This is a genomic window from Mucilaginibacter sp. P4_C11, assembly GCF_056402115.1.
The window spans coordinates 1-21827 of the sequence record NZ_JBFUIA010000017.1; the positions used below are offsets into that span (position 1 = coordinate 1).

Consider the following 21827-nt stretch of genomic DNA (forward strand, 5'->3'; position numbering starts at 1 on the left):
AAATGAAGCTTTCAAAATTGATAAAGCTACAACACAAAATATATCTGGAGAAAAGGAGACGGAGCCTTCTTTCGCTTAGCCCAAAGGGCTAAAATAAGTAGCCCGGCAAAAGCCAGGCTACACAAGATAGTCATCCGTCGAATGATCGCCGTATGCCTTCTTTCGCAAAGGCAAAGTTAAATGAAAATATTATCGAAATAAACTTGTTTTTAATGACAGTACCTTGCGGCAGCGTTGATTTAGACTTGATTTGTTTCACCAATTCTGCTATCGTTTATTTTTCATCCTTCCCACAAAAAAGCCCGGACAATCACTCATCCAGGCTTTATATTTTCTTCCTCCCCCTTCAGGGGGCCGGGGGGCTAATTCATCCTATACGGTGCTATCAAATAAAACTCCGGGATTTGTACATTAAAGCTGGCGTTATCCATCAGGCGGGTCATCTGGTATTCGCCTTTCATGCTGCCCATGTCGGTTTTAAGGTTACAGCCCGAAACGTATTCGTGCGCATGGCCTGGTTCTATCACCGGTTGCTGGCCTACCACACCTTCGCCTTCCACTTCGCGCTTGGCGCCGTTGGAATCAAAAATATACCAGTGGCGGCTAATTAGCTGGATAGCATAATTGCTCATATTCTCGATGCTTACTTTATAGGCAAACATAAAATGATCATTAGCCGGGTTAGAATACTCGGGCTGATATATGGTTTCTATGGAAACCTTAACACCGTCTGTAATAGTGGTAACCATGAGGATTTTGTCTCGTTAAATTCAAATATAATGAAAGCGAACAAATATTAAGCCATTTCTATGGCATATTTTTCGTCAATCTCGGCCAGTATCTGTTGCACCTCCTCTAAATTGCCTGCCGTTACCAGCCTCATCCGGAATTCTTTAAAGTGATCAATCCCTTTAAAGTAGTTTGAATAGTGCCTGCGCATTTCAAAAATGCCCGTTTTTGGGCCTTTCCACTCTATAGATTTTTGCAGGTGGGTTGAGCAGGCTACAATACGTTCGGTAATGGTTGGTTTATCTAAATGCTGGCCGGTATTAAAAAAATGTTTTATTTCCCTGAAAATCCATGGGTAACCAATAGCCGCACGCCCTATCATCATACCATCTACCCCAAATTCCATTTTCCAGTCGGCCGCTTTTTCGGGCGAATCGATATCCCCATTGCCAAAAATGGGGATTTTTATACGCGGGTTTTTCTTAATATCCCTTATTAACGACCAATCGGCCACGCCTTTATACATCTGCGCGCGGGTACGGCCGTGAATAGTGAGGGCTTTTATGCCTACATCCTGCAGCCTTTCGGCCACTTCGTATACGTTTTTGGTATTATCATCCCAGCCTAAGCGGGTTTTTACAGTTACGGGCAGGTGGGTGGCGTTAACAACTGCTTTGGTCATGGCCACCATTTTATCAATGTCCTGCAATAAACTGGCGCCGGCGCCGCGGCAAGCTACCTGTTTTACCGGGCAGCCGTAGTTAATATCCATTAAGTCGGGCCCGGCAAGGGACGCTATCTCGGTAGCCTCGCGCATATGATCAATATCGCTGCCGAATATCTGGATGCCAATGGGCCTTTCGTACTCAAAAATATCCAGTTTCTGGCGGCTTTTCGCTGCATCGCGGATGAGGCCTTCGCTCGAGATAAACTCGGTATACATCATGTCCGCACCGTTTTGCTTGCACACGTAACGGAAGGGAGGATCGCTCACATCTTCCATCGGCGCCAACAACAGCGGGAACTCTCCTAAATCAATATTTCCTATTTGTACAGACATGCTTATCTTTAGCCCTGCAAAAATACGAAAATTACCCTAAATGATACAAGAACCTATAAAACAGTACACTCCGCAAACAAATACCATTAATCCCTTCCTGCAGTTTTTAACCATTACCGGGGTAACTGTTGGCCTGGTAATCGTTTTTTCGGCGATAGCAGCCGGCGTTATAATGGCTGTTTTTGGGATGAAAACCCTTACCGATACCTTCGCGTTTAATACCGGCAACCCACATCTGGGTTCGGCGTTGTGGATATTGCAAATAGTAAGCACAACTATCCCGCTGTTTCTGGCTCCGGTAATTTTCGCCCGCTTGATTATGAACAATACCCGCGAGTACCTGAAGCCCTCCTTCAACTTCAACCCGGTTTTTTTGCTGCTGATATTTACCATCATGCTTTTTTCGAACCCTATAATGGAGGCTTTAACCAATATTAATCAAAGGCTGGTTTTACCCGCTTCGTTAAAAGGACTGGAAGAGTGGATGCGGGCGGCCGAGCAATCGGCACAAAAAGCTACTGAAGCTATGCTCAGCATGAAAAACATCTGGAGCATGCTTTGGGCGGTGTTTGTGGTTGGCCTGCTTACCGCCATTGCCGAAGAGTTTTTGTTTCGCGGGGTTATCCAAACCATTTTTGTACGCCTTACCAAAAACAAACATGCTGCCATCTGGATAACTGCTATCCTGTTCAGCGCTTTTCACATGGAGTTTTTTACTTTTTTGCCGCGGGTGTTTTTGGGCGCCATATTTGGCTATTTTGTAGCGTATAGCGGCAGCATCTGGACGGGTGTTTGGGGCCATTTTTTAAATAATGGCTCGGCTGTGGTTATTACTTACCTGTATAATCAAAAAATAGTTAAGCTTAATCCCGATGATCAGCACGTATTTAATTTATGGGCCTATGCTTTTAGCTTGATAATTGTATTATTTTTGCTTTTTATATATAGAAATGTATCGATGCAAAAAAAACCGGCGCTGAGTAATTAATGGAAAAAAACTGGGTCAAAATTTTTAGTTCATCCAATTTTTATCAATCAGAGATTGTTAAACAAGTACTTATCCGCCATCATATCGATACCGTTTTATTAAACAAACAAGATTCATCGCACCGTGCCTTCGGCGATATTGAAGTTTACATTCACCAGGAGGATTTTAGCAAGGCCATCGAGATCATGATCCTCAATCAAATTAGTTTATGAAATTACGCGCCATCACCGGCTTTTTTTTTATTATCGTGATGATTGCCTCAAACCTGTTGGGCTCATACGTTTTCAGCGGGTTTTACCTTTTATTATCCGCCTTTTGCCTGTTCGAATTTTATAAACTGGTGCGGGAGGGAGGCATGACAGCCAGCCGCGAAACCGGCATTATCAATGGTGCCTTGTTTTTTTTGCTGGTTGCCGCTAATTTTTACTTCCCTGCCTGGCGTTTAATATTTTTATTACCCCTTACTTTCAGCGCCATTTTTATACAGGAATTATATAAAAAAACTCCTGCACCGTTCACCAACATTGCCTTTACTTTCCTGGGGATAATTTTTGCTGTAGTGCCATTCATGTTTTTCCACGCCATGGCTTTTATGGGCGCGGGCGCTGTTTTTAACTTCCATATCCCGCTGGCCTTCCTCATTATTTTGTGGAGCAACGATACCGGCGCTTACCTGGTAGGCAGCAAAATGGGCAAAACCAAGCTGTTTGAACGCCATTCGCCTAAAAAAACTTACGAGGGCTTAATTGGCGGTATCATCATCAGCGCCGTTGCCGCTTTAATACTTGGCCACTTTTATACCGAACTTACCTGGAAACAATGGGTAACCATAGCTATCCTTATTTCGTGTTTCGGTACCCTGGGCGACCTGGTTGAATCGATGTTTAAACGCAGCATCAACGTAAAGGATAGCGGCGGCATTTTACCCGGTCATGGCGGCCTGCTGGATAGGTTCGACGGATTATTAATGGCCGCGCCTATTGTTTATGCTTACTTATACTTCATTTCAAATTAGTAGTTTTGTAATAAATCATCTATAATATGACTTTTCATAAAGAAGGATACACCTCATTAGCCATAACGGTACTTTTTATTTTTGTACTTAACGCGGTTGTACAGTTTTACTTTCCGCAGGCGCATACGCTTAAATGGTTTATTTATATTTTATCCGGATTCTTTTTCCTGGTTATCGTACAGTTTTTCCGCAGCCCGTTTTTTGACATCAACACCGATGAAACCACCGTACTTTGCCCTGCGGATGGAAAAGTTGTGGTGATTGAAGAAACCGAAGAGACCGAATTTTTAAAAGATAAACGCATCCAGCTGTCGGTATTTATGTCGCCGGTAAATGTGCACGTAAACCGTAACCCAATTGCGGGTGTGGTAAGTTATTTTAAATACCACAAAGGCAAATACCTGGTGGCCTGGCATCCAAAATCGTCAACAGAAAACGAGCGTACTACCATCTGTGTACAAAATAGCGAGGGTGTGTCGGTTTTGTTCAGGCAAATTGCAGGAGCGTTGGCTCGCCGTATAGTATGGTATGTAAAAGAAGGTGATATTGTTGAGCAGGGCCAGCAGTTTGGCTTTATCAAGTTTGGCTCGCGCGTGGATGTATTTTTACCTTTAGGAACCAAAATTTTGGTAAATATTGGCGATGTGGTAAAAGGCGGCCGCACCATCCTGGCCGAACTGCCAACCGGCGTAGCCGCGGTTGCCGAAGAACAACATGCAAAAATAAACCGGCCCGAAAGTTTTGATGATGAACCAGCCGAAATAGTTAACGAAGGCCATCAGCAGGAATTGCCTTTGGTTATTGATCATCCCGAAGTTGAAAAAACCGAAAAACCGGCTAAGAAAGCTGCACCCGCTAAAAAAGCACCGGCCAAGCCGAAAGGGGACGTATAGTTATCCGGGTTAAAAATATGGAAAAGGGGAGGTCAAATTGGTGACCTCCCCTTTTTTTGCGACTGTCAGTTCGTTTTCAACAACCCTTCAAAAAATGGCTTAAGCTCCTCGGCCAGTATTTGATGATCGGCCACACTGGGATGGCCCGAGCAACCGTGAGCATCCATCGCCTTAAAAAAGAAGGTGGCTACCGGTTTATCACTAGGATAAATAATATCTATCTGCTTTTTGATGCTGATAAGGCAATGCTGTAAGATTGTGTTCGATGTATCCCGTATCATGGGGCTGCTCAGCAAAGCTATCTGCGCTTTGGGATATTTTGATTTTACCAGCTGCACAAATTTTACATAATCGGCCACAAATTGCATGGTATCAAAAGCCGCCCGGGCGCTGCCGTCACCTTTGCTCATATCGTTTGTGCCTAAGGCTATGCTTACAATTTTAGGGGTATAGGTATTAAAGTCCCATTTCTGCGGATTGTTTACCTGGAAATCAGCATGCTCATATACCTGTGGCATAGATGGGCCATTCCTGTTCCAGGTACGGTAAATGCCAATACCGCTTACGCTGGCCAAAACAAAATTGGCATTTAATGCCCGGCTTACCCTTGGCCCGTAAGCCATATAGGCGTTGTGATGGTCATGATATTCGCCGGTTCCGCAGGGTATTTCCGAATCATCGGCCGCAGCGCCGCAGGTAATGCTGTTACCTATAAACTCAATTAACGGAAATTTGGGTATCGCCAGGCTTTTTATACCCGGGGCAGCTATTTTTGAAATGATTATTGCACCGGTATGTGCTTCGGTTGCTTTATATACCCAAACACTGTGCTTACCAGGGTCATCCGCCTTTATGATAACCGGCGCGGTTACACCACCGTCAATCCTGATCCTTTTTTGGTAAACACCATCCAACTCATATTGCAGGTAATTATGCTGGCCGGTTGCAGCAATTGTGGCATATATCGCGCATGCTGTCCCCTTAAAGCTAAAGCCAAAATGTGCTGCCGATGTAATCAGCTCCAATTGATTCTGCCCGTTGATTATGGTACGCCCGATAGGTTTTAACTGCGCTGCAAAAATGGTATCTGTTGATTTTGCGTACCCATAGCTTTCGCCCGCGGCCAGTATAATAAACGCTATTGCTAATCTTATTTTCATAAAAGTTGTATTGAACAGGCAATATTGATCATATTTTGATGAAATACAATATTGGTCAAATTATTGGCATAAAAGGCTATAAAAATACCAGGGCGGAAAAAACCGCCAGGCCGGTAAATGCGATATCCGCCGAAGGCGGGAAAAATTTTTTGGGAAAAAGGGGACTACAAATACCCAATTGTCATTTCGACAAACCGAGTGGGCTTGCGTGCTGGAGTGAGGAGAAATCTTATACACCCTGCATTACGAAAGGCTAAGGCGATGCACAGCGTACAAGATTTTTCGCTACGCTCAAGATATAGTTTCTCACTCGTACCTCGTTTCGAAATGACAACAGTTTTATTAGGATTCCCCCTAAAACACCGTATCCTTAACCTCCTCCGCATGCACGGGGTAATCTGTAGTATAATGCAGCCCACGGCTTTCTTTCCTTAACATGGCCGATTTTACTACGATGAATGATACCTGGATCAGGTTACGCAACTCGCAGAGTTTTACAGATAGCTTGGTTTTTTTATAGAATGATTCTGTTTCTTCGTACAATAAACCTAAACGACGCATGGCGCGTTCCAGCCTGAAATCGGAGCGGACGATGCCCACGTAATCATTCATCAGCTTTTGCATTTCGCGCACGTTGTGGGTTACCAGGATGTCTTCGTTTGATAGTTGTACGCCATGCTCATCCCAATCAGGAATATTTTCGGGGATCACAAAACTTTCAAATTTTCCTATCGCATCTTCATAAATACGGTGCGCAAAAACCAAAGCCTCTAATAACGAATTGGATGCCAACCTATTGGCACCATGCAAGCCGGTTGATGAGCATTCGCCGCAGGCATATAACCTTAATATAGATGATTGCCCTACATGATTAACCATTATACCACCACACATATAATGACAGGCCGGCGCAACGGGTATCATATCCTTGGTCATATCTATCCCAATTTCCAGGCATTTGGCATATATATTAGGGAAATGGTTTAAGATATCTTTTTTACTGCGATGGCGGATATCCAGGTACACAAAATCCTCGCCCGATTTTTTTATCTCGGCATCAATGGCCCTTGCTGTTATATCCCTTGGAGCCAATGATTTACGCGAATCGTATTCCTGCATAAACTCTTCGCCATTGGTACGTTTTAATACGCCGCCAAAACCACGCACCGCTTCAGATATCAGGAACGACGGATATTCACCCGGGTTATATAACGCAGTTGGGTGAAACTGGATAAATTCCATATTCCTTACTTTACCCTTGGCGCGGTAAACCATGGCAATACCATCACCGGTGGCAATGGTAGGGTTTGTGGTGATAGAATAAATATGGCCGGCACCGCCCGATGCCATTACGGTTACTTTCGACAGGATCTTTTCCACAACATTACTTTCGGTGTTAAAAGCGTAAATACCATAACACGTAATATCGGTACTCGATTTACCTACCAGCTGGCCCAAATGGTGCTGGGTAATCAGGTCGACAGCAAAGTAATGTGTTAATATCTCAATATTCGGGTTCTTGTGGATCTCGGCCAACAACGACCTTTCAATTTCCAGCCCGGTTACATCCTTATAATGTAATACCCTGAATTCGGAGTGGCCACCCTCTTTTGCCAGGTCGTAAAAGCCTTCGTTGGTCTTGTCAAAATTGGTTCCGTAATCAATAATTTCGTTAATCCGCTCGGGACCTTCTTTAACAACGGCTTCCACAACTTCGCGGTCGCAAAGGCCGTCGCCGCTTATTAAAGTGTCTTCGATGTGCTTTTCAAAAGAATCTTCCTTTTTATCAACAACTACTGCTACACCGCCCTGGGCATACTTCGTGTTCGATTCGTCTTCGTTTGATTTTGTAACTATCAGCACCTTACCGTGTTTGGCTGCCTTAAGGGCAAAACTTAATCCGGCGATGCCTGATCCTACGATCAGAAAATCAACATTTCGGGTCATATTTTATGTATATATGTGTAAAAGTACACTTTGTGTTAATAACCGGTATAAAACATGTTAATTTCGTGTAAACAAATAGCTAACAAATAATCAAAGTGTGGAGAACTCCACTTTTGATGCTGAAAGTGAATAATTTTTCAGCGACTTTTGCGCAGTTTAAACACTAAAGCTAACATTTTACAGGTTACCTAATTATTAACAAATAACTTTTTAAATTAAAATTTGATTGTCATACAAATCACAGGATCAATTCAATAGAAAATAAAAACCTGTGGAAAAATGTTAATAAAAAGTGAAAAACAACTTTTAAAGCATTTTTTTAAATGACTTTTGCACATAACTAACACCATAACAAACAATAGTTTTATTTATATATAAAATTAGTTGTTATTAATTGATTTGTTGAAATGGATATCTTCGAAGAAATAAATGTGACAGGATTTGTGGACGAATACATCGACCCAACCCTTGACTTGTTTGATGAAATTGAAAAACTCAAAAAGGAAAAAAATGCAGTCATTTTGGCACATTACTACCAGGATCCCGATATACAGGATATTGCAGATTATATTGGCGACAGCCTTGGGCTATCGCAGCAGGCTGCCAAAACCGATGCCGATGTTATCGTTTTTGCCGGGGTACATTTTATGGCCGAGACTGCCAAAATACTTTCGCCTGCAAAGAAGGTTTTACTACCCGACGTAAAGGCAGGTTGCTCATTAGCAGATAGTTGCCCGCCACATTTGTTTAAAAAGTTTAAGGAAAACTATCCCGATCACCTGGTGATCACCTACGTAAACTGTACTGCCGAACTGAAAGCTTTAAGCGATATTGTGTGTACATCAAGCAACGCGGTGCAGATTGTAGAAAGCCTGCCGAAAGATCAGAAGATCATCTTCGGCCCAGATAAAAATCTGGGTGCATACGTAGCCAAAAAAACAGGGCGCGACCTGGTATTGTGGAACGGGGCCTGCATGGTGCACGAAATTTTCAGCCGCGAAAAGATCACCAAACTGAAGGAGAGGTACCCCGGTGCAAAGCTGTTGGCGCACCCCGAATGTGAAGAAGTGATATTGCAAATGGCCGACTATATAGGCTCTACAACGGGTATTTTAAAGTACGCAAGTACTCACCCCGAAAAAGAGTTTATTGTGGCTACAGAGGCCGGAATACTGCACCAGATGCAAAAAGAGAACCCGGATAAGATATTTATTCCGGCGCCGCCAAATAACAGCTGCGCCTGCAACGATTGCCCGCACATGAAACGCAACACACTTGAAAAATTGTACCTGTGTTTAAAAAATGGATATCCTGAGGTTACCGTACCACAGCATATTATTGAAAAGGCTGTGAAACCAATTGAGAGGATGCTGGAGATATCGGCGAGGTTGGGGTTGTAAAGGGTGGAATAAATTCGTGATCTGCAATTCAGAAATGAAAAGATAAAACTATGTCATTGCGAGGAACGACGCAATCGCGAACTATGCAAATTCGCTATGCCCGCTACTAGATTGCCACGCTATCGCTCGCAATGACATGTTCAATTTCCTGTCATCCTTCGTACCCAGGATTGGCAGTCTGTTATTGTTAGTATGGGTGGTAATATGACTACTTACAGTATAAATTTTTAATGAAACCACTACTACTACCGCCTACCATACGTACTGCCCGGCCTGATGAGGTACCAAAGGATGAAAAAATACTAAACCGTATTGCCGAGCGGGAACATGCCAATATTGTGGAGGGATATACCTTGAAGCTTAATACATCCGATGAGCTCCCCTTCGAGTTTTCGGCCGAGATCAATATAGATAATAACCGGCTGTGGCTTTTATTTAAAACACTTACACTGCAATTACCTGAAGAAGTTGCCTGCATTTATCATCATATTGATGACGAACCTACTTACGGCATTTATACCGATAAATTTACCCTGCTAAACCATTTAGAGCAATACAAAATTGAAATAGCGCAGGATGGATTTATAGAAATAGGCGTAATATTTAATAACGAAGAATTTTTAGAAGAAGCATTTGTTAAAAGGGCCAAATACATCCAGTACTGGGGTATGGATCAAACCCGTTTTGAAAATACCATGCATGAGTTTGAACTATATCAGCTGGATGATATTAACTTTATGGATGAATACCCACTGACCACTGAATCGCTAAAAATGTATAACCCGGCCGTACATGATACAGATGAGTTTTTGGAGAAGTTGGATAAATTGTTTGTAGAGGACGGAGATTTTGAGTAGTATGTGTATCGAATATCGTCATAACGATTTTTTTCAGGTTTTACCTGATGATTACTCGCAATGAAGGTAGTTTAGGATATTGGTTTAGGTATAAGAGCGGAAAACGGGATTCGAACCCGCGGCCTTCAGTTTGGGAAACTGATGCTCTACCAGCTGAGCTATTTCCGCTAATTTTGTAGTCAAACATAACAATAAAAAATAATTATTGAATTATTGAATTATTGAATTATTGAATTATTGAATTATTGAATTATTGAATTATTGAATTATTGAATTATTGAATTAGCTTAGGTATACATGAATGATGTTAGCAGAATTGAGTTTGCCGAGATGTTTAAAAAACGTACAAAGAAATTTGTCGTCGATAATATTAAGCTTTTCAAGTCTTTACCCAAAACAGAGGAAGCGAAACTAATAGGGAGACAGTTATTACGCTCGTCTTCATCGGTAGGTGCAAATTACAGGGCTGCTTGCCGGGCGCGGTCTCAGGCAGAGTTCCATGCCAAGTTATCCATAGTAGTTGAAGAAGCGGATGAATCTGTATTTTGGATGGAGGTATTAGTCGAAGCTGAAATCATTAAACTTTCCGATATTGCAGTTTTGATAGATGAAGCTAACCAAATTCTGAAAATAGTGTCAGCATCCAGAAAAACGGTTACAATCAATAAGTCTTAATGTAAGTAATTGAAAGCATTTAATTATTTTGATAATTAGCTAAGAGTGCAGTTCCAATCAATAAATCAATAAATCAGTAATTCAATAATTAGCTAAGAGTGCAGTTCCAATCAATAAATCAATAAATCAGTAATTCAATAATTAGCTAAGAGTGCAGTTCCAATCAATAATTCAATAAATCAGTAATTCAATAATTAAAATGGTCATACTTCCTGTAAAAGAGAAAAGCCCAGTCTGGGGCGAAGATTGTTTCATCGCCGAAAACGCGACTATTGTTGGGGATGTGGTAATGGGCAGTAATTGTTCGGTTTGGTTTAATGCGGTTATCCGTGGCGATGTGCATTATATCAGGATAGGGGATAACACCAATATCCAGGATGGTGCGGTGATACACGCTACATATTTAAGGGCGCCTACCAATATTGGCAGTAATGTATCTATAGGCCATAACGCCTTGGTGCATGGCTGTACACTGCATGACCATACCCTGGTGGGCATGGGTGCCATTGTAATGGATCATGCGGTTGTTAACCAGTTTGTGATCATAGCTGCCGGTGCAGTAGTATTGGAAAATACCATTTGCGAGTCGGGTTTTTTATATGCCGGGATGCCCGCTAAAAAAATAAAACCGCTGACAGATCAGCAAATAGAGCTGCTTAAGCAGCTTCCAAAAAACTATATCATGTATTCGGGTTGGTTTATGGAGTAAGTGGCTCCCTGGGCACTACAATAGGCTCCTCGGCCTCCCAGTTGGGTCTCAGGGTAATCTCTTTTTCGTTTACCCAGGTATTTTCGGGTTGCTTTTTTAGGTGCACGTTACCACTGTCCCAACGGCCGTTTTTATTTTCATCGTAAATTACCCGGATGAAGTATTTGCCGGTTAAAATAGTTTTATAAACTACAGGGCCGTTCCGCCTGATGGGGGTTGTTTCCAATACTACCTTTTGATCATTCAGCAACTCAACAACGTAGGCTTTTGAGGTATCGGGTAAGGTAACTTTCAACGTAAGCGAGCTATAGTTTTCGGGCTTATCAGGCTGGAATTTTTTTGAAGTAAATTTATTTTTATCGCCGTATATATCCGTGAATGCACCGGGATTAAAAATAAGCTCGTATTTGGCGTTTTGCCGCCAGCGGTATTTAAGCGTTAAACTCTTAACATTACCGGTATCTTTTTGCAAAGTATAATCGGATGAGCCCAGGCCAATAGAATCCTCCTTTAGTGTGATCTGCGCATTGTCAATAACGTCTACCGGCAGGTTACTGGTAATTTTAAGATCGTTACCTGGTTTCAGCTTATCGTTTGATATATTGTATTTAAAATTGAATACCCTGGTGAAGGTTTCTTTTTTCTGCTTTAGCAGGTAGGTGGTATCAACCGGTTTATTGTTATCATAAACAGCCACCCGGATAGAATCGAAGTTCATGTATTTTACAAATACTGATGCAGTATCCTTGGTCTTACTAAACTCAACGTATTTTTGGTTATTGATATCTGCCGGATAAATTACTTTTAAAGATGGGTTTTGCAAGGCCTTGTTAAACACGAACAGCATTTTTCCATCCACGTCAAATCGTTTTTCTGAGAACCTGAATTTTTCGGGGAATTGCTTAAACAGGTTTAGTTTGATATTTGCCGTATCAGATTTAAGGTTGATAGGTTTCTTTAAAAAAGCGATGAGTTCATTATCGTTGTTAAAAATTTTATCAGGGCTTGCTTCTTTTAACGCGTAGATGCGGTACTGGTCTTCATGTAAATTATTCAAACTAAAATTTCCCGATGAATCTGTAGTGGTAAAAATTGATGGTTTTTTTTTACCAAACAGGAGGGAGTCTTGTTTTAGCGGGAAAAGCATTACGGTTACGTCTTTTTCTTTTTCCTGGGTCAGGGTGTTATTTACGTTGCCGGAAATGCTGAGCGAATCGATATGCGGACCGGTTGAAAAAACGTAGGTGAAATTTTTCATCACGTTACTTTCGTTTACATCCTGGATGCCTTTTCCAAAATTGATAACGTAGGTTGTATTTTTTTTAAGGGTGTCTTTAAAAACTATGCGCAGGTGTTTTTTGTTGGCGGTGTACTCCGGTTGTTTTTCCATGGTGGGGCTCATGGTAATTTCGGTGTACTGGTTGGCCAGTTTTATAAACTCGTCAAATTCCAGGTTAATTTCTTTGGCGGCAAAATTACGGGTCTTGTTGGCCGGCAAGGCCTTCACCAAAACCGGCGGTGTTACATCCCTGGGGCCTCCCTGCGGTTGTTGCTGGGCTGCGCAGCCAAAAATGACCAAAGCGACAAAAATGTAAAAGAAAAAATTGTAAAAATTAGCCGGTTTTTGATTTAACATGGTTTTTAGGCGATATAAGCGATTTTTATATTTTTACGAATCCTGCTATTAAAAATCTAAAATAATTGATTTAAAAAGACTTTTTGTAAATTATTAATTATCAGTTAGTTATAGATTATCTGGACACGTGAACCATTAAAACCGAAATATCCGACGGCGAGACGCCCGAAATTCGGGATGCCTGGCCTAAAGTGCGTGGTTTTATCTTCATCAATTTTTCGCGGGCTTCCTTTGATAATGAAACTAAAGTGTGATAATCGAAATTTGGATTGATCTCGCGGTCTTCCATTTTTTTCATCCGGTCAACAATTTCCATTTCTTTTATAAAGTAACTCTCATATTTGATTTTTATTTCAGCCTGCTCAATTGTTTCTTTGTCATAGGCCGATAATAATTCTTCCAACCCGGTGTCCGCTTTTTTAAGATCGTTGAAACCAACCTGCGGGCGGCTTAGCAAATTGAAGAGTTTGGCACCCTGGTTTATGGCCGATGTTCCCAACTCATCCAATAAACCATTTACTGCAGATGGGTCGATTGATTTGGTGCGGGTGTAGGCAACAATATCATCCGAGTTTTTAATCTTCTGATTTACCTTATCCAAACGTTCGTCGCTTATCAAACCTAAATCATGGCCCATAGGGGATAGGCGGATATCGGCATTATCCTGTCGTAATAACAAGCGGTGCTCGGCCCTTGAAGTAAACATGCGGTATGGCTCTTCGGTGCCTTTGGTTACCAGGTCATCAATCAACACGCCTATATATGACTCTGATCTTTTCAGGATTAGCTCGTGTTTATCATTTATTTTTTGATGCGCATTGATACCTGCAATGAAGCCTTGCGATGCTGCTTCCTCGTATCCGGTGGTACCGTTTATTTGCCCGGCGAAGTAAAGATTGCTGATCAGTTTGGTTTCTAAAGTGAGCCCTAACTGGATAGGCGGGAAGTAATCATACTCGATGGCATATCCCGGGCGGAACATTTTAGCTTTCTCGAAACCTGGTATCTGAATTAATGCTTTATACTGTACATCTTCGGGCAGGGAGGTTGAAAAACCATTTACATAAATCTCTACCGTGTTCAATCCTTCAGGCTCAACAAAAATCTGGTGACGGTCGCGCTCTGCAAAACGGTTAATCTTATCTTCAATAGATGGGCAATATCTTGGGCCTAATCCTTTGATGCGGCCGGTAAACATTGGCGATTTTTCGAAGCCTTCTTTTAACGTTTCGTGTACATTGGTATTGGTATAAGTAATCCAGCAGCAGCGTTGCTGTTGTATCATTTCAACATCGGTGTAGGAGAAACGACCACGTTCTTCATCGCCCCATTGTTCTTCCATCAGGGAGTAATTTAGGCTGCGTCCGTCGATGCGGGGAGGGGTACCGGTCTTCATCCGGCCGGCATCAAAACCTAATTCAATCAGTTGTTCGGTTAGGCCGGTTGCCGATTTTTCTCCGGCCCGGCCACCACCAAATTTCTTTTCGCCTATGTGAATGATACCATTTAAAAAGGTACCATTAGTCAATACAACTGCGTCGGCTTCTATCTCGACACCTAATGAAGTACGTACGCCTGCAATGGTATTTCCTTTGATTAAAAGGGACGAAACAGTATCCTGCCAGAAGTCGACATTGGGTGTACGCTCCAATGCTAAACGCCATTCTTCGGCAAATCGCATACGGTCGCTTTGCGCTCTTGGGCTCCACATAGCAGGGCCTTTTGATTGATTGAGCATCCTGAATTGGATAGATGTTTTATCGGTGATAATACCCGAGTAGCCGCCCAATGCATCAATCTCGCGCACTATCTGTCCCTTGGCAACACCGCCCATAGCGGGGTTACAACTCATCTGTGCAATCACGCCCATGTTCATGGTGATGAGTAAAACAGACGATCCCAGGTTGGCTGCTGCTGCCGCTGCTTCACAGCCTGCATGCCCTGCACCAACCACAATAACGTTATATTTCTTAAACATTTTATACCTCCATGTTCCACGTGGAACAATCAAATTTGTAACACTAATTGTCTCGAATTTTCCGAATCACACGAATAAAACCTGAATGAGTTATACGCTGTAATTAGTTTTAATCGGTGCCGATTAGTATCTATTTAAACTACAGTTGGTACCTCTTTTGCTAATACCGAACTAATGATGGTATCCTTTTTATGTTCCACGTGGAACATAAAATTATCAGGATTAAAACTGAATATATCGTGACAGGACGGCTCTGTTTTGTACTCATGTTCCACGTGGAACATGAGTATCTATATCATCCTGTCGCTTGTAATACTTGTATTAAAAAGTATCAGTTTATTACATAAAAATGCAACTTTATTGTTTAATAGTATCTCATTTGTATAGCATTTGTGTGTTATAGTAGCTATAAATAATATCCTTTTAAACTGACGTTCCACGTGGAACCCGTAATAAAGAAACCAGTGCCACAGTACCCCAAACACCCTCTAAAACAACAAATGGGTAAAAACTTACCATGTACGATGCGTAGCAACAAGTGCTTGCACCAATAAAGTTCAATAGCTTGTAAACCCTGCTGTCTGACGACAGTTTATTCAGTAAATTAAGTACAAAGGCTATCAATAAAATGATAACACCAATAGATGCTATGATATCTGATAGTTTCATTTTATACTCCGCTTAATTCTGTTAGTTCCATCCAGCGGGCGCTTTTAGTATCCAGTTTTTTATTCAAATCAGCTATCTGCGCTATGGTTTCATTTAGCTTTGCCAGCACAATACCCACCTTGTTTAACTCATCGGTTTTAGCTTTTATACTGTTTTCTATAACGGTAATTTCTGCTTCTATAGTCTCCAGTTCCTTAGCTTCTTTAAAGCTTAATTTACTTTTTTTAGCAACAGGAGCAGCAACAGGAGTAGGGGCGGTATTGCCTTTTTTATTCTGTTGTTTGGCTTCATCCAGCTCAACCCGGTATGATGAATAGTTGCCGTTATATATGCGCACCTTACCTTGTCCTTCCATAATAAATAGCTGGTCGGTTAGTTTATCAAGCAAGTACCTATCGTGCGATACCATCATTAATATACCCGAATAGTTGGTTAAAAACTCTTCCAATACATTCAAAGTATCAATATCCAAATCATTGGTAGGCTCATCCAGGATCAGGAAATTAGGGTTCTTCATCAGGATGCTCATCAGCTGCAAACGTTTCTTTTCGCCACCGCTTAGTTTGGATATAAAACCATACTGTTTGGCAGGAGGGAACAGGAACAAAGTGAGCAAGGCCGAGGCGGAAATCATTTTACCATCGGCCATGGTGATAAACTCGGCCACGTTTTTTACCACATCTATCACGCGGTCGTCTTCTTTAAAAACAATTCCCGATTGGTGAAAGTAGCCGATAACCGTGGTTTCGCCTTTTACAATGGTTCCTTTATCGGGTTGTAACCCCCCGGTGATTAAATTCAGCAGGGTTGATTTACCTGTACCATTTTTGCCGGCTAAGCCAATCCTGTCGCCTTTTTTAAATACGTAGCTGAAGTTTTCGATATAAGTATTGCCATTGAAGCCTTTATACAGGTGCTCCATCTCCATGATCTTGTTTCCCTGGCGTGCTGTTTTAACGCTCAGTTCAACCTTTTCACGGGCTCCACCCTGTTTGGTTTTATCTTCCAGGTCGTAATAAGCATCAATACGGGCTTTTGATTTAGTACCGCGTGCTTGTGGCTGGCGGCGCATCCATTCCAATTCTTTCCTTAAAAGGTTGCTGTTTTTCTGGAACGATGCTTCGTCAGCTACATCCCGCTCGGCCTTCTTTTCCAGGTAATAGGCGTAGCTGCCGTTGTACGGTACTATCTTACCACGGTCAATCTCCAATATCTCGTTACAAACGTTATCTAAAAAGTACCTGTCGTGCGTAACCATCAATATGGTTTTCGATCCGTCGGTCAGTAACTTTTCCAGCCACTCTATGGTATCAATATCCAGGTGGTTGGTAGGCTCATCTAAAATATAAATGTCCGGGTCTTCAATCAGCAGCTTGGCCAAAGCCAAACGTTTCTTTTGTCCGCCCGATAGGGTGCTGATATGCTGGTTAAGATGGTGGATATCCAACCGGCCTAAAATGGTTTTTATTTTGTACTCGTACTCCCAGGCGTCAACCTCGCTCATCTCTTCCATGATCTTTTCAAGCGCCTTGGCATTGTCAGGGTCGTTTTCCAGCAATTCCTCGTATTTGCGAATCATTTGCTGCTGTACATCATCAGCATGAAAAATATAATCGCTGATGCTTACGGCATCCTTAAAGCCGGGATCCTGTTCAAGGTAGCCCATATTCAGGTCGCGCGCCTGCACCACCTTGCCTTCAGTCGGTTTTATATAGCCGGCAAGTAATTTTAATAAGGTTGATTTGCCGGCGCCGTTAACACCAACCAGTGCAACCCTGCGGCCGCGGTTAATGCCTATGGTTATATTTTTAAATAACCAGTTGTCATGAAATTGATGGCCAAGGTTCTCGGCAGATAGATAAGTACTCACGATAGTTGCTTTATTTGATCAGACTCGTATATAAACGTGTCAGTATTGTTTTTTGTTGATTGTTTGTACATGGCCATCGCCACCCTTTCGGCGGCTATGCTGCTGTATTTTTTCCAGCTGCCAAATAACAGGGGATCTATTATTTTATAGAAAGCGATCAGCGCTTTTTCCATTGATCGTTTTTCCTGCCTGTTGCCAGTTAACATCGATGGGCGGTAGATATATAACCCAGGTAACCCTAATTGCCGGATATCTACTTCTGTTTCGCCCTTGGTTTTAGTGTAAAAAAACGACGAACCGGTATCTGCACCTATGGATGATACCAGGTGATACTGCCCGATACCATTCTTTAAGGCCAATTGTGCCAGGTGAACAGGATAATCATGATCGATATGCCTGTAAACTGTTTTATCCGGCGTTTTGGCATTGGTTGTACCAAGGCAACTGAATAAAGCATGCCCCGTTAGCGCATCGGCATAGCTATCCAACTGGTCGAAATTGACCACCAGCTGCGTTAGTTTTTTATGATCGAGATCGATTTTTTTCCTCACAAGGATCAAAACTTCGTCGTAAAAGCTTTCACGCAGCAAAATTTGGAGCAATTTACTGCCAATAAGTCCTGTTGAACCTGCAATAATAGCTTTATTTGCCATTGATACTTAATTTTTTGCAAAAATACACATAATTAAATCAGTGTAAATAGGAGGCGGTTTGAACGGCGGCTAAGACTCACCCGACGAGGCTGCGCCGCCCTATTAACCTGCCAAGCCGGCCTCTTGGCACATATATTGATGTTTAAACATATAAAAAGGAAAACATAACAATGAAAACAATATTTTATCCCGAAAACGAACGTGGAAAAAATGATATAGGCTGGTTAAAGGCAAATTTCTCATTCAGCTTTGGCCCTTACTATAACCCCGAACTGATGAGTTTTGGAGCTCTTAGGGTTTTAAATGACGATATTATAGCCGGAGGCAAAGGTTTTGGCCTGCACCCGCATGATAATATGGAAATTGTGACTATCCCGTTGGAAGGCGGCCTGGAGCACCAGGATAATATGGGCAACAAAGGCGTTATTGATGCCGGTGATGTACAGGTAATGTCGGCCGGAACCGGTGTTTATCATTCAGAATATAATGCGTCGAAAACGGCAATAGCTAAAACCTTACAGATATGGTTGTTTCCGAAAGAGCGAAATGTAACACCACGATACGATCAAAAGAGTTTTACTGATCAGTTTAAGCTAAATGAACTAACCGTCCTGGTATCACCGGATAGGAGCGACGGCAATCTTTGGCTGCACCAGGATGCCACTTTCAGCATGGGTACTTTCGAGGCCGGAAAGGCTTTAAATTATGCCATAAAAACGCCAGGCAACGGCGCTTATGTATTCTTGTTAAATGGCCTTGCTAAAATAAATGGCATCCTGTTAAACAAACGCGATGCTATAGGTGTTCATGATAGTAGTTCATTTACAATTGAAGCCGAAGAAGAATCCCGTTACCTGATCATTGACGTACCCATGTCATAAATCCTGCAAGCCGACCGCCAAGAGCCAATTTTTTCTGAACTGCAAAACATTTTGACAATACGTTGTTGTATGTCAAATTATAACCTAATATGGCAGAACAGGTAATTACCGGCTGGCGCAAGTGGATGTTAAACATTGGCGAACAATGTGTTTTCTTCGGCAGATTTTTTAGAAATATTTTTGCAGGCGGCTTCGAATGGTCGGAGTTTGTGCGGCAATGTTACGAAATTGGCTACAGGTCCCTGATGTTGGTGGGCATTACCTCCTTCATCATGGGCTTTGTACTTATTCTCCAGCTCAGACCATCGCTTGTTGCCCTTGGAGCAGCAAGTATGCTACCTAAAACCCTAGCAGTATCTTTTATCCGCGAAATGGGCCCCGTAATTACTGCCATTATCTGCGCAGGCAAAATAGCCTCCAGCATCGGCGCCGAACTGGGCAGCATGAAAGTTACCGAGCAAATAGACGCCATGGAGGTATCGGGCGCCAACCCTATACAGTACCTGGTGGTAACCCGCATTATAGCAACCAGCTTAATGGTGCCATTATTATCGGTAATTGGCGACGTAATAGGCTTAACGGGTGGTTTCCTTGCCCTTAATATTAACGATAAAATAAGCTTCACGCTGTATTTTCAGAAGTGTATAGGCTCTCTTGATTTTTCGGATTTTTTGCCGGCGGTTATAAAAACCATCTTCTTTGGTTTCGCCATCGGTTTTGTGGGATGCTATAAAGGCTATCACTCCAATAAGGGTACGGAAAGCGTAGGTATTGCGGCAAATTCTGCTGTGGTAACCGCTTCGCTTTGGATCTTCGTTATTGATGCCATCGCGGTACAAGTCACCAGTTTACTATTTTATCATTGAGATGGCAGCAAAAAAAGAAGATATCGAAACTAAAGAAAAGCCATCTGCATCAAAAGATGAAGTGGTTGTACACGCAAAAGGACTCAGAAAAGCTTTTGGTGACAAGGAAGTATTGAAGAACATCAACTTCGACCTGAAACGGGGCGAAAACATGGTAGTACTGGGCAAATCCGGGCAAGGCAAATCGGTAACCATACAATGTATTGTAGGTATGCTTAAACCCGACGGCGGCGAACTTACCGTTTTTGGAGAAGAAGTGGCCCAGATGAGCGACGAGGAATTAAAGCAGCTACGTATGAAAATAGGTTTCCTGTTCCAGAGCGGGGCTTTATATGATAGCATGACGGTGCGGGATAACCTCGAATTCCCGCTTACCAGGGTGCTTAAGCTTAAAGACCAGGCCGAGATTGATAAAAGAGTAGAAGAGGTATTAGACAACGTGGGATTGCTTGATGCGATAGATAAAATGCCATCAGACCTATCGGGAGGGATGCGCAAAAGGGTAGGGCTGGCCCGTACGTTGATTGTAAACCCCGAAATTATGCTTTACGATGAACCTACCACCGGCCTTGACCCGATAACATCGCGCGAGATAAGCGAGCTGATATTGCACATGCAAAAAAAATATAAAACCTCGTCCATCATCATTACCCACGACCTGGAATGTGCACGTATTGTGGCCGATCGGATTGTAGTAATGAACGATGGCGAATATATAGCCGAAGGCTCCTGGAAAGAACTCCATAAGTCTGATAACGAACTTGTAAGATCATTTTTTAACGAAACAACATGAAAACCACATCATCACAAAAAATAAGAATAGGCCTTTTTACCTTCCTTGGGTTGGTGATACTGGGACTCGCAGTTTTTTTTATCGGGAGCCAGAAAAGTATGTTTAACTCCACCTTTACCGTTTATGGCACCTTTAAAAATGTAAACGGCCTGCAGGTGGGCAACAACGTACGCTTTGCCGGTATTAACGTTGGCGTGGTACAATCTATCAACATTGTAACCGACAGCTCGGTTAGAGTTGATCTTACCTTGAACGACAAGGTAAGGCAATTTGTAAAAACCGACTCGAAACTAAGTATCGGCAGCGATGGTTTAATGGGCGATAAGCTGGTGGTTTTAGCTCCCGGCGGCATCTCCAGTAACCAGCAGGTTGCAGATGGGGGCCGGCTGGCCTCAGTAAACCCGGTTGATGTGGATAGGATAATAACCAAACTAACCAGGGTAGCTGATAATGCCGAAGAGATGACCGGCGACTTGGCAGAGATTGTAGGTAAAATAAATAGTGGAAAAGGTAGTATTGGCCGGCTATTAAATAACGATAACCTATCCAGGAGCCTGGAAAGTACTGTGCGGCAGGCCAAAACAACGATGCAAAATGTGCATGCAACCACCGGTACTTTAAATGAAGACCTGAAAGCGGCGCAATCAAATTTCCTGCTAAAAGGGTTCTTTAATAAAAAGAAAAAGGCAGCCAAAGCCAAACAAGATTCCATCAAAAAAGCGCAGGAAAAATTGCAAAAGGGCCAGGATAAGGGTGCAAAAGATAAGGCAGACGATAATAACTAAAAAATTCCGTTAAAAGGGGCCATGCTTATACTGTAAGAGGCATTAAGCGGAGAATGTAACCACTTCAGCACTAAAAGCTAAACCGACTATAAGCGAACATGTAAAAAATATTTTGGAGAGGCCGAACTTAATGAAAATTTAGTTGTTCGGAATTTCCGAACAACTGCCCCGGATGGTAAAAACTACGACACTTTTTTTATAACCTGGAGGTAATTATATCCGTTGGTTATCGGGTAAAACGATCGAATTAAAGCCAACAATAA

General features: G+C 42.3%; 21 protein-coding genes, 1 tRNA gene and 1 pseudogene. 13 read left to right on the forward strand and 10 right to left on the reverse strand.

Features of this window, described 5'->3' with window-relative positions:
• Positions 1-362 precede the first annotated feature (362 nt).
• The gene (gene apaG / locus AC1DU2_RS16525) at positions 363-749 is read right to left on the reverse strand and encodes a Co2+/Mg2+ efflux protein ApaG (protein ID WP_147054231.1); all 387 of its coding nucleotides are present in this window, start codon (positions 747-749) and stop codon (positions 363-365) included.
• Between the two features lie 47 nt (positions 750-796).
• Complete coding sequence (dusB, locus tag AC1DU2_RS16530; RefSeq protein WP_477385352.1) at positions 797-1789, reverse strand: tRNA dihydrouridine synthase DusB; 993 nt, start codon at positions 1787-1789, stop codon at positions 797-799.
• Between the two features lie 40 nt (positions 1790-1829).
• Here dusB and AC1DU2_RS16535 point away from each other — a divergent pair, with 40 nt between their 5' ends.
• The 4 genes and pseudogenes from AC1DU2_RS16535 to AC1DU2_RS16550 all read left to right on the forward strand — a co-directional run.
• The gene (locus tag AC1DU2_RS16535; RefSeq protein ID WP_477385353.1) at positions 1830-2777 is read left to right on the forward strand and encodes a lysostaphin resistance A-like protein; all 948 of its coding nucleotides are present in this window, start codon (positions 1830-1832) and stop codon (positions 2775-2777) included.
• Positions 2777-2989: a hypothetical protein gene (locus AC1DU2_RS16540; protein ID WP_090651382.1), complete on the forward strand. Its 213-nt coding sequence runs from the start codon at positions 2777-2779 to the stop codon at positions 2987-2989. The genes AC1DU2_RS16535 and AC1DU2_RS16540 overlap by 1 nt, the downstream gene beginning before the upstream one ends.
• On the forward strand, positions 2986-3792 hold the full coding sequence (locus tag AC1DU2_RS16545) for a phosphatidate cytidylyltransferase (RefSeq protein WP_477355379.1): 807 nt from the start codon (positions 2986-2988) through the stop codon (positions 3790-3792). Before AC1DU2_RS16540 ends, AC1DU2_RS16545 begins: the two co-directional genes overlap by 4 nt.
• A gap of 26 nt (positions 3793-3818) precedes the next feature.
• A pseudogene (locus AC1DU2_RS16550) lies at positions 3819-4472 on the forward strand (phosphatidylserine decarboxylase family protein); the annotation flags it as partial.
• Positions 4473-4750: 278 nt separating this feature from the next.
• Here AC1DU2_RS16550 and AC1DU2_RS16555 read toward each other — a convergent pair.
• Entirely contained in the window at positions 4751-5845 is a 1095-nt protein-coding gene (locus AC1DU2_RS16555; protein WP_477385354.1) for an SGNH/GDSL hydrolase family protein, read from the reverse strand.
• A 38-nt stretch (positions 5846-5883) separates the two neighbouring features.
• Here AC1DU2_RS16555 and AC1DU2_RS16560 point away from each other — a divergent pair, with 38 nt between their 5' ends.
• The gene (locus AC1DU2_RS16560; protein WP_477385355.1) at positions 5884-6102 is read left to right on the forward strand and encodes a hypothetical protein; all 219 of its coding nucleotides are present in this window, start codon (positions 5884-5886) and stop codon (positions 6100-6102) included.
• Between the two features lie 97 nt (positions 6103-6199).
• On the opposite strand, the gene nadB is transcribed toward AC1DU2_RS16560, so the two are convergent.
• Complete coding sequence (gene nadB / locus AC1DU2_RS16565) at positions 6200-7792, reverse strand: L-aspartate oxidase (protein WP_477355370.1); 1593 nt, start codon at positions 7790-7792, stop codon at positions 6200-6202.
• A gap of 407 nt (positions 7793-8199) precedes the next feature.
• Here nadB and nadA point away from each other — a divergent pair, with 407 nt between their 5' ends.
• Positions 8200-9192, forward strand: a complete 993-nt coding sequence (gene nadA, locus AC1DU2_RS16570) for a quinolinate synthase NadA (RefSeq protein ID WP_477355367.1) — start codon at positions 8200-8202, stop codon at positions 9190-9192.
• Positions 9193-9422: 230 nt separating this feature from the next.
• On the forward strand, positions 9423-10049 hold the full coding sequence (locus AC1DU2_RS16575) for a hypothetical protein (protein ID WP_477385356.1): 627 nt from the start codon (positions 9423-9425) through the stop codon (positions 10047-10049).
• A gap of 95 nt (positions 10050-10144) precedes the next feature.
• On the opposite strand, the gene AC1DU2_RS16580 is transcribed toward AC1DU2_RS16575, so the two are convergent.
• Positions 10145-10217, reverse strand: a tRNA-Gly gene (locus AC1DU2_RS16580).
• Between the two features lie 129 nt (positions 10218-10346).
• Here AC1DU2_RS16580 and AC1DU2_RS16585 point away from each other — a divergent pair.
• On the forward strand, positions 10347-10724 hold the full coding sequence (locus AC1DU2_RS16585) for a four helix bundle protein (RefSeq protein ID WP_477385357.1): 378 nt from the start codon (positions 10347-10349) through the stop codon (positions 10722-10724).
• 199 nt (positions 10725-10923) lie between these two features.
• Entirely contained in the window at positions 10924-11433 is a 510-nt protein-coding gene (locus AC1DU2_RS16590) for a gamma carbonic anhydrase family protein (RefSeq protein WP_477385358.1), read from the forward strand.
• Here the strand turns inward: AC1DU2_RS16590 and AC1DU2_RS16595 are convergent.
• The 5 genes from AC1DU2_RS16595 to AC1DU2_RS16615 all read right to left on the reverse strand — a co-directional run bounded on the left by AC1DU2_RS16595 (position 11423) and on the right by AC1DU2_RS16615 (position 18239).
• Positions 11423-13069, reverse strand: a complete 1647-nt coding sequence (locus AC1DU2_RS16595; RefSeq protein WP_477385359.1) for an Ig-like domain-containing domain — start codon at positions 13067-13069, stop codon at positions 11423-11425. The genes AC1DU2_RS16590 and AC1DU2_RS16595 overlap by 11 nt on opposite strands.
• Before the next feature lie 115 nt (positions 13070-13184).
• Entirely contained in the window at positions 13185-15047 is a 1863-nt protein-coding gene (gene mnmG, locus AC1DU2_RS16600; protein ID WP_477385360.1) for a tRNA uridine-5-carboxymethylaminomethyl(34) synthesis enzyme MnmG, read from the reverse strand.
• 423 nt (positions 15048-15470) lie between these two features.
• The gene (locus AC1DU2_RS16605; RefSeq protein WP_477385361.1) at positions 15471-15716 is read right to left on the reverse strand and encodes a CBU_0592 family membrane protein; all 246 of its coding nucleotides are present in this window, start codon (positions 15714-15716) and stop codon (positions 15471-15473) included.
• 1 nt (position 15717) lies between these two features.
• Positions 15718-17586, reverse strand: a complete 1869-nt coding sequence (locus AC1DU2_RS16610) for an ABC-F family ATP-binding cassette domain-containing protein (protein WP_477385362.1) — start codon at positions 17584-17586, stop codon at positions 15718-15720.
• Positions 17583-18239: an NAD(P)H-binding protein gene (locus tag AC1DU2_RS16615; protein WP_477385363.1), complete on the reverse strand. Its 657-nt coding sequence runs from the start codon at positions 18237-18239 to the stop codon at positions 17583-17585. The genes AC1DU2_RS16610 and AC1DU2_RS16615 overlap by 4 nt, the downstream gene beginning before the upstream one ends.
• Before the next feature lie 170 nt (positions 18240-18409).
• Here AC1DU2_RS16615 and AC1DU2_RS16620 point away from each other — a divergent pair, with 170 nt between their 5' ends.
• The 4 genes from AC1DU2_RS16620 to AC1DU2_RS16635 all read left to right on the forward strand — a co-directional run bounded on the left by AC1DU2_RS16620 (position 18410) and on the right by AC1DU2_RS16635 (position 21564).
• A complete protein-coding gene (locus AC1DU2_RS16620) occupies positions 18410-19120 on the forward strand; it encodes a pirin family protein (protein WP_477385364.1) in 711 nt (236 codons plus the stop codon).
• An 89-nt stretch (positions 19121-19209) separates the two neighbouring features.
• The gene (locus AC1DU2_RS16625; protein WP_477355336.1) at positions 19210-19986 is read left to right on the forward strand and encodes an MlaE family ABC transporter permease; all 777 of its coding nucleotides are present in this window, start codon (positions 19210-19212) and stop codon (positions 19984-19986) included.
• Between the two features lies 1 nt (position 19987).
• The gene (locus tag AC1DU2_RS16630; RefSeq protein WP_477355333.1) at positions 19988-20779 is read left to right on the forward strand and encodes an ABC transporter ATP-binding protein; all 792 of its coding nucleotides are present in this window, start codon (positions 19988-19990) and stop codon (positions 20777-20779) included.
• Positions 20776-21564 carry an MlaD family protein gene (locus tag AC1DU2_RS16635; protein ID WP_477355330.1) on the forward strand — a complete coding sequence of 263 codons (789 nt, stop codon included), beginning with the start codon at positions 20776-20778 and terminating at the stop codon, positions 21562-21564. The genes AC1DU2_RS16630 and AC1DU2_RS16635 overlap by 4 nt, the downstream gene beginning before the upstream one ends.
• The last annotated feature ends 263 nt before the right edge of the window (positions 21565-21827 follow it).

Bases quoted from the DNA above. Each gene is read 5' to 3' on its own strand.
- AC1DU2_RS16585 (WP_477385357.1), top strand. From the start codon at position 10,347: ATGAATGATGTTAGCAGAATTGAGTTTGCCGAGATGTTTAAAAAACGT.
- AC1DU2_RS16595 (WP_477385359.1), bottom strand. From the start codon at position 13,069: ATGTTAAATCAAAAACCGGCTAATTTTTACAATTTTTTCTTTTACATT.
- AC1DU2_RS16590 (WP_477385358.1), top strand. From the start codon at position 10,924: ATGGTCATACTTCCTGTAAAAGAGAAAAGCCCAGTCTGGGGCGAAGAT.
- dusB (WP_477385352.1), bottom strand. From the start codon at position 1,789: ATGTCTGTACAAATAGGAAATATTGATTTAGGAGAGTTCCCGCTGTTG.
- AC1DU2_RS16535 (WP_477385353.1), top strand. From the start codon at position 1,830: ATGATACAAGAACCTATAAAACAGTACACTCCGCAAACAAATACCATT.
- nadA (WP_477355367.1), top strand. From the start codon at position 8,200: ATGGATATCTTCGAAGAAATAAATGTGACAGGATTTGTGGACGAATAC.
- AC1DU2_RS16575 (WP_477385356.1), top strand. From the start codon at position 9,423: ATGAAACCACTACTACTACCGCCTACCATACGTACTGCCCGGCCTGAT.
- nadB (WP_477355370.1), bottom strand. From the start codon at position 7,792: ATGACCCGAAATGTTGATTTTCTGATCGTAGGATCAGGCATCGCCGGA.
- AC1DU2_RS16625 (WP_477355336.1), top strand. From the start codon at position 19,210: ATGGCAGAACAGGTAATTACCGGCTGGCGCAAGTGGATGTTAAACATT.
- AC1DU2_RS16635 (WP_477355330.1), top strand. From the start codon at position 20,776: ATGAAAACCACATCATCACAAAAAATAAGAATAGGCCTTTTTACCTTC.
- apaG (WP_147054231.1), bottom strand. From the start codon at position 749: ATGGTTACCACTATTACAGACGGTGTTAAGGTTTCCATAGAAACCATA.
- mnmG (WP_477385360.1), bottom strand. From the start codon at position 15,047: ATGTTTAAGAAATATAACGTTATTGTGGTTGGTGCAGGGCATGCAGGC.
- AC1DU2_RS16560 (WP_477385355.1), top strand. From the start codon at position 5,884: ATGAAATACAATATTGGTCAAATTATTGGCATAAAAGGCTATAAAAAT.
- AC1DU2_RS16540 (WP_090651382.1), top strand. From the start codon at position 2,777: ATGGAAAAAAACTGGGTCAAAATTTTTAGTTCATCCAATTTTTATCAA.
- AC1DU2_RS16605 (WP_477385361.1), bottom strand. From the start codon at position 15,716: ATGAAACTATCAGATATCATAGCATCTATTGGTGTTATCATTTTATTG.
- AC1DU2_RS16555 (WP_477385354.1), bottom strand. From the start codon at position 5,845: ATGAAAATAAGATTAGCAATAGCGTTTATTATACTGGCCGCGGGCGAA.
- AC1DU2_RS16545 (WP_477355379.1), top strand. From the start codon at position 2,986: ATGAAATTACGCGCCATCACCGGCTTTTTTTTTATTATCGTGATGATT.
- AC1DU2_RS16615 (WP_477385363.1), bottom strand. From the start codon at position 18,239: ATGGCAAATAAAGCTATTATTGCAGGTTCAACAGGACTTATTGGCAGT.
- AC1DU2_RS16630 (WP_477355333.1), top strand. From the start codon at position 19,988: ATGGCAGCAAAAAAAGAAGATATCGAAACTAAAGAAAAGCCATCTGCA.
- AC1DU2_RS16620 (WP_477385364.1), top strand. From the start codon at position 18,410: ATGAAAACAATATTTTATCCCGAAAACGAACGTGGAAAAAATGATATA.